Raw genomic sequence first — 9,566 nt, forward strand, 5'->3', positions numbered from 1 at the left:
TAATATTATTTTTATAAAATTTATAATTTTCATTTTATTGAAATCGTTGACAAATTAAAGATGCGTATGTATAATAAACTTATAAATAACTAGTATATACAAGATCTGAATTATAAAATTTCCTCTCATAAAACAATACAATTTACAGAATTCAAATCCATTTATTAAAAATTTTTAAAAATATTTTTAGGTTGGTGATGTAAATGAGTAATATAAAATCAATACAGGCAGAAAAAACACAAAATTTTATTGATGTGTTTGACAATAAGATTCCAAAAAGAGTTCCAATCAATGTATCATTTAATTTTGAAACATTAGCAAAATTAGGTGGCTTAGATTTAATTGAAGCACAATGGAATCCAAGTATAATTGAAAAAGCTGTTGAAAATATCGTACCTCTAATATATTCAGATATAGTACCTATGGGGTCAGCATTAAGATATCCATCCTATTATCAGACATTAAAATCCCAATCTTTCGTCATGGGATCCAATGGTTTTTTCCAACATCCAGAAGTAATCGGCATGTTTGAAGATGAATACGATTATTTGATAGAAAGGCCCTTAGATTGTATTATGGAAAAAGTAATTCCCAGGCAATATAAAGCTTTGAATTTAAAAGATCCGATAAATATGATGACTAATTTTATGAAAGCATTTCTAGGTTTCAATAACGACAACAATATAACTGGATCAATTGTTAAAAAAATGATTGAAAAGTATGGATATTATATAGGTCCTCCCTCTGGGTCCAGTGGATTTACTGAAGCACCTTATGATTTTCTAGCAGATCAACTTCGAAGTTTTAAAGGAATATCACTGGATATTCGAAGAATGCCTCAAAAAGTTGCAGATGCATGTGAAGCTTTATACCCAATTGTGTTGAAAAAAGGAATGCCTTCTGTAATATCAGATTATGGTCATGTTTTTCTTCCACTTCATATGCCAACCTTCATGAGAGAAAAATATTTTGCCAAGTACTGGTGGCCAAGTTTTAAGAAACTTCTTGATGAATACGCTTCTATGGGAATTCACTGCAGAATTTTCTGTGAAGATAACTGGGATAGATACTTAGATTATTTACAAGATCTCCCAACGAATACATACATTCAGTTTGAATACGGCGATCCTAAACTAATTAAAGACAAGCTTGGGAAAAAACATATAATCACTGGTTTATATCCTATTTCGTATTTAAAATCACATACAAAACAGGAATGTATTGATCTAGCTAAAAAATATATTGACATTCTAGCCCCAGGTGGAAAATACATTTTTGGCCTTGATAAGAGTGCCTTAATAGGTGATGTAGTTATTGAAAATTTCAATGCAGTAACAGAAACAGTGAGAGATTATGGAGTATATAAGGATAATATAGGAAAAACAGCTGGTTTAGCATTTAACAAAGCAGATTACACTGCTTCCAAAAGTAGAGATATTAAAAGTAAATACTACCAGACAAAAAAAACCATGATCGCAGAAAATCCCCAAATAACAGAATCAGGTATAGACAAAATGTCTGTATTTCAAGATAAAATTTTTCAATTTCTCATTTTTCTTTTACTATAGCCATAACTCTCTTAGAATAATTAATTTGTTCTAAGTCCATAAGAGATATTTATTTCCAGCATCATTTAAGACGCTGGACTTTATCTTGCTGCTATTTCATTTTCCATTTCCTTTACTTTACCATCAGGAAGATTATAGAATAAAATTGCAATTAAAGCTACTAGACCAAATATAAACGGTGCTCCAAAAAATATAATTTTGAATCCAGATATGACCTCTGGCAAAACATTTGTCATATTTGCATTAAAATCTAATACGGCTAATCCAGCTGTTAATATAACACCTCTAACCAATATACTTACTTTAATAGAAAATGATGAGAATGCCATAATGACTCCTTTAGTATCTGCTCCAGTTTTCCATTGACTATATGTGGCCCCATTTGAATAAAATGAAGATGTAAGTCCGTATGATATTCCAAACAGTACTTGACCCACACCCATTATGGCAATTACTGCCACTGGATTTTCTGCAAATAAATACGCTACTACAATAGATATAATATATCCACTAACTCCTACGATATAGGACATTTTTGTTCCAATTCTCGCTACTATGTTTTTTGCAAATAGAGCTCCCAATAGACCCGCAATATTAAATACCAATAAAAATATTGGCTGTAAAGAAATACTATTGGTCACATATTTGAAATAATAAAAAGCTGCTGCCATTAACAAGTAATAACCTATAAGTTTGCAAAAATCCGATAATACAAAAATCAACAATGGTTTATTTAAAAATATCGCTTTAAACATGTCAGCTAAAGATGGGTTTCTTTTTTTATCGGTACTTACTACACTACCTGAAGTTTTGATATTTACTTTAACATCTTCATAACCTTTCGATATGATAAAATGTATATAATACGTGATACCCATGATAAAAGCAAACAGGCCTGCTGTAATAGTAAAAGCCATGCTGGAACCTTTCGGGAAAAAAGCAGCAATAGCAGTTACAACGGGAAGGGTTGCATAGGATGCAATTACTTTACCAAGATTTGAACCCGCTGCCCTTCTCCCCGATAAAAAAGCTCTTTCTTTAGGATCATCAGTTAAAATCGGTACCAGTGACATATTTGCAGTCCAGGACATATTCCAAATAAAGTGACTTAAAATAAAACCTGTACATATCAGTACTGCCGCTACAGATGGAGAACCTATTTTCGAAAATTGAAGCATGAATAATATTATTACCGCCGGTGGTCCTATAACTAACCAGGATCTATACTTTCCCCATTTAAAATTAGTTTTATCTAAAACTATACCTGCAATTAAAGAACTGACAATATCAACAGCCCCTGTAATTGATGTTATTAAAATAACATATGCATTTGATAAAAGTGCATAATTTGTGAGGAAGGCAGGAAAGTATGCCGTTTCAACAGTAGTCATAAAAGAAAATCCAGCATCACCAATGCCAAACCATACCTTTATCTTTTGGGTAATTTTTCTGGACTTAGACACTTGATTATTCATATTAACTCTACATCCCCTCTTTAATTTATAATTAGAAAACATCAGAACAATCCTGTCTTTTTTATAGAACTCACATTAAAAAAGCTGCAATTTCAATTTTAGTAAGAAAATTGCAGCTATAATAACACGAAATCCCTGAGAATTTTTACTACATCAATAAATTAAGAACAAATATAAACATCATTTCTTCATACTGCTGCATTTTAGGAGCCATTTTTCCTTCAAGCTTTTCGTCGATTTCAGGATGTTTTTCCTTATACTTTTCCCATGTTTTATAGTATTCTGTTTCCATATCAAATTCCCCCTAATAATCAGTATTTTCAGCTACATATTCCAATACTGCCTGTAGATTTTCAATTTTGACACTATCTGCAGTTATAATGGCCTTGTCAAAACCAAACATATATTTCCCGCCTGGTGCAAGAATATCCACAAGCTCCTTAGCTTTATCTATACACTGCTGCTTTGTTCCTGTCTTAAGTATGGAAATCGGATAAAAACCTGTAAGAATATGTTTTTTCCCTAACTTCTCTTTTATAAACTTAGGATCTCCATACTCAAACCACATTCTAGTATTTTCAGGCAGTTCATATAGATAGTCCACATAACGTGTCCAATCATTTTCAACAAACAGCAGAGACGGCTGTCCGGCTGCAGCCAATTCTTCAACTTCTCTCTTAAAACTAGGCCAATATAATTTTTCAAAATCCTTAGTACGAATATATGGCGCCATATGAAGTGGAATGAAAGTTCCTCCATATTTTGAAGGCGATGCAGGTATTCCACCCTTTACCATTATTGGGGTTACAGCCTCACAAGCTGCTGCTACCTTATCAGCGCGTCTTCTTATGTCGCCTGTTATACCTCTAAATCCCCTCAATTGATCTGACATGAAATCAAAAGGTGCTTCGACAAATCCGTTGGTATTTCCCGCGGAAGAATAACCATATTTTTTAATTAGTTTCTCATAGAGTGCAGTCACATTATTAACTTCATCATAAAACGCCTTAAAGGCTTTCGCCATTACAAGAGATCTTTGAACTGGATTGGTATTTAACTCAGTGTAAATTCTAGGCAGTATTTTTTCCATAATACAATTATAGGGCGATTCAATGAATTCATCATATTCCTCTGCCTCCAGACCACTGATCTCTGGATGCTGCAAAAAACCACTGGAGCTCATTACAAAATTTCTAGCCCCTAAAATTGTGTAGTACAGTGGAAATCTAAGAGCTTGTACAGGAAGTATATCGGAAACGAAATTTTCACATACTTTTTCAAATATTCCTTCAAGCATGGAAGTATCCCACTGTGATTCTGCCAGATCCTCACCTGCATACTGTATGGAAAATTCAAGAGGAAAATTTACACTTATGGGTACCCTCTTTGGAATCTTACCATCAAATAAATCCTTAAATAATTGAGTTCTCTCTCGCGCCAAAGTTTTTACATCTGCCATATTAACTCACCCACCCTTGACAAATTTTTACACCTTCTGCAGCATTTGTGGTGAAGGCATCAGCTCTAACATGTTCGCAAGCTTCCTTCGTAACGGGATTCCCGCCTATAATTATCTTTACCTTGTCCTTTACATTTTGCTTTTCAAATTCATCCACTATATTCTTCATAGAGTCAATAGCGAGTGTAAGCACTCCACTCATTCCCACAATCTGAGGATTCACTTCTCTTATTTTGTCTATAAAAGCCGATGCAGGCTGATCTATTCCTATATCATATACCTCAAATCCTGCCGCTTCTGCCATACTCTTAAATATATTTTTGCCTATGTCATGAAGATCTCCCTGTACCGTACCTAAAACAATAGTTCCCACTTTCTTGGAACTTCCTGAACCTATTACAGGTTTTAAGATATCAATGGCATTTGTGAGAAGTTCTCCTGCAAAAATCAAATCCCCTACAAAGTATTCACCCTTGTCAAACAGATCACCTACTATTCCCATACCATCCTGACATGCACTTACAACTTTTTGAGCCTCTTTCTCTTCCGGATTTGAATTCACAAATTCTTTCAACATCTCAAAAACTTTGTCTTCATCCAAATCCCCTACTGCTTGTGTTAACAATTTATAATCCATAATCTAATCCCCCTATATTTTAAAGTTCAAAGTACAAAGACCAAATATGGCTTAATGAAAATGTTCGAACGATATCAAAAATTCATCAAACCTCAAATATTCTGAACTCTGAACTTTGATAATAGTATACTTTCTAAATAAGTTTCTTTTACTTAAACATACCAAAAATATTTCAAAATACTTATTTCTCCCTTACTGGTCCAATTTTATTTTTTCTATAGGCATTTGAGAATTTTCTGCAGTATTTATCTTTTCCCATAAGTGCTTCAGTTGCAAGAAGAGCCGTCATAATTTCTCTATTACAGGGATCCATAATGGCAGAATCCATACCCATAAAAGTGGCAATGGTCAAGAAATTTTGATTCACAAATTTTCTAAGAGGCATTCCAAATGAAATATTGCTTAAACCCGATGTGATTTTAATAGTAGAATATATGGATTTTATAGATTTCATGGCTTCAATAAAATCAAGCAGAGAAGTATTTTCTGTAGCAAGAGCCATAACCAGTGGGTCTATATGAATTCTCTCTGGCTTTATATCATATTTTTGCGCCTCTTCTACTAAATCTCTGGCTATATTCACCTTGGTTTTCACATCAGATGGAATACCCTTATTGTCACAGGTAAGTGCAATTACCTGCCATTCCGTACCTTTAATCATAGGATATATAATGCTGCATTTATCACCCTCTTTTGACACAGAATTTATTATCCCAGGTTTTTTAGCATATTTAAAAGCAGCTTCAATGGTCCTGGGATTAGGACTATCTATAGATAGAGGTTTATCTACGGCATCTTGAACAATATCCATAAGCCACTTTAATGTTTCAAGTTCCACTTCAGGAGCAGTACTTGCACATACATCAATGTAATCTGCCCCAGCTTCCGCCTGTTTAACTGCCCTATTTCTGATAAATTCTTCATCTTTGTTTTCTATAGCTTTTTTTACGCTTGGAATTGTTCCATTGATCTTTTCTCCAATAATAATCACTTGAAATCCCCCATTCCTAGTTTCTAGTAAACCTCAACTTGTATATACTTGTTATATATTACTTAAATTATATACTTGATATTCTGTTTTGTCAACGATTTCATCAATATATGAAAATTTTATTCAGAGCAATAAAGTAATGATAAAATCTCTAATTTCCATATCATAACTTTCAAGAACTGGTTTCATGTAGATTTCTTCCCTCTCCTGAATTGGATAACCTACTTTCTCACACATTCTCTTATATTCTTCCCAATCTTGCAAATATTTGCTGTTCATTTTCTCTCCTCCTCTATTTCTCAATATACACCATAGGTATGGTATGTCTCTAAAACAGCATGCAAATTATCAATGTTTACACTATTGACAGTAATAATATTTTTATCAAAATCAAAAAAATATTTTCCTCCCGGTGCAAGAATATCAATGAGTTCTTTTGCCTTGTCAACACACTGTTGTTTCGTACCGGTCTGCAATAGTCCTAGAGGATAAAGTCCTGTAATAATATGACGTTCTCCTAATTTCTTCTTTATTTCTTTTGGATCTCCGTATTCAAAACGTAAAATCGTATTTTCCGGTAAATCATAAAGTGAATCAAGAAATCTAGACCAATCTTGTTCAAGAAAAAGATAAGATTTTCCACCCGCTGCAGCAATTCCATCTATGGTACGTTTAAAAGTTGGATAAAAAATTTTTTCATAATCCCTTGTACGCATATAAGGCGGCATATGTAATGGAATAAAAGTATAATTATAAATTGACGGATGTGCTGGTATACCTCGTTTCAACATAATATCACAAACTGCTTCACAGGCCTCAGTAAGCTGTTTAGGTTTCCTACGTATATCCAGGCTGATTTCTTTAAATCCTCGAAGCTGATCGGCAATAAAGTCCATTGGAACTGCAGTCATAGCATAAGACTGCAACGGAGCCTGATATTTTCCATATTCCCTTTCAAGATCGGGAATAATCACACCATTTAAGAATCCCACCGTATCACAATGAGCTTTATAAGCCTTTGCCATTACTAAAGATCGACTGATTGGATTTGTGTCAAGTGCCGAATATATTCTTGGAAGAATAGTTTCTAAAATGAAATCCATAGGTGACTTTATAAAAGCTTCATATTCGTCAGAATGCATAGCTGATATTTCTGGATGCTGCAAAAAACCATTGGATCCCATTACAAAATTTTTAGCACCTAACATTTGATAAAATACTGGAAACCGCACGGCATCACGTATTGGAAATATATCTGAATAAAAATCATCAGCAACTTTTCTAAATGCATCTTCCAGCAGCCCTGGATTCCACTGTGCTTTCAAAATATCAAGCCCCGCATATTGAATCGCAAATTCTACTGTCACCCAAGCTGCAATAGGTACTCTTTTGGGAATTTTTCCTTCATACAAATTATGAAAAATCTCCTGTCTTTCTTGCTGTAGTTCCCCGCTGCATTTCCCCATATTATAACCTCCCCTTATAAATAAATAATATCAAACAAATATCAATTAATAACCCCCGAAATTACAAATAGTCATGTATATACAGGTTATCTATATGTTATCTCAATTATATGTGTATTTTCTTACTTTGTCAACGATTTTATTGTAATATTTTAAATGTTCAGAATAATATAAAACGCATCAAGATCTCTTATGAAAAAGCGATATTTGATGCGATCTATTGAAAAATATGTAAAATTACCTTTTATTTTTCTTATTATTCTTTTTATGATTAACTCTATTTGGCTTGGCTTTAGGTTTTATCTTTATATCTTTTGCATTCTTTTTACCAGTATTGTATATAGCTCCGCTTTTTAGATCTATAAACCACAGGAAAAAAATTAAAAATGCAGCAGAAAACACATACTGCCATACCGTCCCATTTAAATTATATCTAAAATAAGCTGCTACAACTGGTGGTAAAATAAACGATGCTATAGATAAGGCTAGAATCAACCATCTATTAGGGTGAAATTTATATAACACATGAGATTTTAAAAAATTATACACTACTAAAAATATTACTGCAATAAACAATATCTGTATTACTACATTTAACCATAAAGGCATTTTATTACCTCCCTTAAATTTTTCTGTCCTTTATATTATCATATACTTTACAGTTTATATCAATACCCTTTGATAATAAATAAAGTTCAAAGTGCAAACTTAGACAATTCCCAGTTCACAATGCACAATTTATGAAGATTTTCGGTTAAACCCAAAAATCCGCCAAATTTGACAATTGAACTCTGAACCATGATATTTGAATGAAGTTTGAACTCTGAACTTTAATATTTTATATAACAGCCACTTTATTTAAAATAAGTAAGTTTCCCCAGGTTTCCTTGTAAACACAGTGACATCATCAATTTCCTTCTGCTGACATACAAATCTAGTCATTCTCTCTACTCCAAAACCAGCTCCTGCAGTTTTAGGTATTTTACCCTCTTTTGCAAGTTCAATATAATTTCTAAAAGCATTTTCATCTACACCAAGTTCTCTCATTCTAGTAAGTATTCTATCATACTTGTACTCTCTTTCTCCTCCGCTCAGACCTTCTATATATCCATAAGGCCATATCAGATCATAGTTTCTATAAGTACCCGGCTTTTCCAGATCCTCAGCATCATAAAATTCTCTCTTGTGATTTATGAGCCAGAATGGTTGAGTTGCCTTTTTTGAAGCTATCTCTTCGAAATCATCTCCATATTTTGCTTTAAGTTCCTGAGTAGTATATCTCTTGAACGGTATAGTTACATCTAGATGTGATGTTCCAATTCCCAAAGTTTTGAATTCATCTGCACATTCTTTCTTTATATAATCAAATACATATTTGACAAGTCCCTCCTGAAATTCAAATACATCATCCATACTTGCTCCCTTGAATTCAAAATCAACCTGAGTAAATTCAAATAAATGTCTCTTATCTCCTTCCTCTTCCTGCTCAAGCCTTACATTAGGAGATACTATATATATTTTATCAAGATATGGGCTGGATAACATTATCTGTTTATGAAATATCATCGATTTCGTTATATTAAATTTTTGTCCCTCATATTTTAATTCACAATCCTCTACATCATGATTTAATGTATCCGTAATAGGTGCTATCATTATAGGCATGATCCTAGTCACACCTTTTTTATACATATATTCATCGGATGCTCTCAATATAGCCTGCTGCACATGAAGTATATGAGGCAGTTCTTTTCTCGATATTTTCTGTAATGCCTTGTCCAAAAGCTTTAACTCCTTTTTTCTTTCATCCTTTAATACATACGTCTTCATTACATACGTCCCCCTTTGATAGTTATATAAATTTACTACTCATTTACTTTTTTATGTTCTTCATTAACAATATAATAATACTTTTTTAAGTATCTTGCAATATTAATAATAGAATTTGTATTTTGTTATCAATATAATAT

Annotated in this window: 10 protein-coding genes; 1 reads left to right on the plus strand and 9 read right to left on the minus strand. The window is 32.9% G+C overall.

Annotated elements, in window-relative coordinates:
* Positions 1 to 203: 203 nt before the first annotated feature.
* Positions 204 to 1,568: a uroporphyrinogen decarboxylase gene (locus J5G60_RS13505; RefSeq protein WP_150358624.1), complete on the plus strand. Its 1,365-nt coding sequence runs from the start codon at positions 204 to 206 to the stop codon at positions 1,566 to 1,568.
* An 80-nt stretch (positions 1,569 to 1,648) separates the two neighbouring features.
* Here the strand turns inward: J5G60_RS13505 and J5G60_RS13510 are convergent, their stop codons facing one another.
* From J5G60_RS13510 to J5G60_RS13550, 9 genes are all read right to left on the minus strand, one after another.
* Positions 1,649 to 3,043 carry an MFS transporter gene (locus J5G60_RS13510; protein WP_190972263.1) on the minus strand — a complete coding sequence of 465 codons (1,395 nt, stop codon included), beginning with the start codon at positions 3,041 to 3,043 and terminating at the stop codon, positions 1,649 to 1,651.
* Positions 3,044 to 3,191: 148 nt separating this feature from the next.
* A complete protein-coding gene (locus tag J5G60_RS13515) occupies positions 3,192 to 3,335 on the minus strand; it encodes a hypothetical protein (RefSeq protein ID WP_179976924.1) in 144 nt (47 codons plus the stop codon).
* Between the two features lie 12 nt (positions 3,336 to 3,347).
* Positions 3,348 to 4,502 carry a uroporphyrinogen decarboxylase family protein gene (locus J5G60_RS13520; RefSeq protein WP_150358626.1) on the minus strand — a complete coding sequence of 385 codons (1,155 nt, stop codon included), beginning with the start codon at positions 4,500 to 4,502 and terminating at the stop codon, positions 3,348 to 3,350.
* 1 nt (position 4,503) lies between these two features.
* Positions 4,504 to 5,142: a cobalamin B12-binding domain-containing protein gene (locus J5G60_RS13525; RefSeq protein WP_150358627.1), complete on the minus strand. Its 639-nt coding sequence runs from the start codon at positions 5,140 to 5,142 to the stop codon at positions 4,504 to 4,506.
* Between the two features lie 178 nt (positions 5,143 to 5,320).
* Complete coding sequence (locus tag J5G60_RS13530) at positions 5,321 to 6,130, minus strand: methyltetrahydrofolate cobalamin methyltransferase (RefSeq protein ID WP_150358628.1); 810 nt, start codon at positions 6,128 to 6,130, stop codon at positions 5,321 to 5,323.
* A 123-nt stretch (positions 6,131 to 6,253) separates the two neighbouring features.
* The gene (locus J5G60_RS13535) at positions 6,254 to 6,409 is read right to left on the minus strand and encodes a hypothetical protein (RefSeq protein WP_179976923.1); all 156 of its coding nucleotides are present in this window, start codon (positions 6,407 to 6,409) and stop codon (positions 6,254 to 6,256) included.
* 20 nt (positions 6,410 to 6,429) lie between these two features.
* The gene (locus J5G60_RS13540; RefSeq protein WP_150358629.1) at positions 6,430 to 7,596 is read right to left on the minus strand and encodes a uroporphyrinogen decarboxylase family protein; all 1,167 of its coding nucleotides are present in this window, start codon (positions 7,594 to 7,596) and stop codon (positions 6,430 to 6,432) included.
* Between the two features lie 237 nt (positions 7,597 to 7,833).
* Positions 7,834 to 8,205 (minus strand): hypothetical protein, encoded by a 372-nt coding sequence (locus J5G60_RS13545; protein WP_150358630.1) that lies wholly within the window; start codon positions 8,203 to 8,205, stop codon positions 7,834 to 7,836.
* 249 nt (positions 8,206 to 8,454) lie between these two features.
* Entirely contained in the window at positions 8,455 to 9,426 is a 972-nt protein-coding gene (locus J5G60_RS13550; RefSeq protein WP_150358631.1) for an asparagine synthetase A, read from the minus strand.
* Positions 9,427 to 9,566 lie beyond the last annotated feature (140 nt).

Origin of the sequence: Clostridium sp. HV4-5-A1G (assembly GCF_900184915.1) — a bacterium.
Taxonomy (GTDB): Bacteria; Bacillota; Clostridia; order Clostridiales; family Clostridiaceae; genus Clostridium_B; species Clostridium_B aromativorans.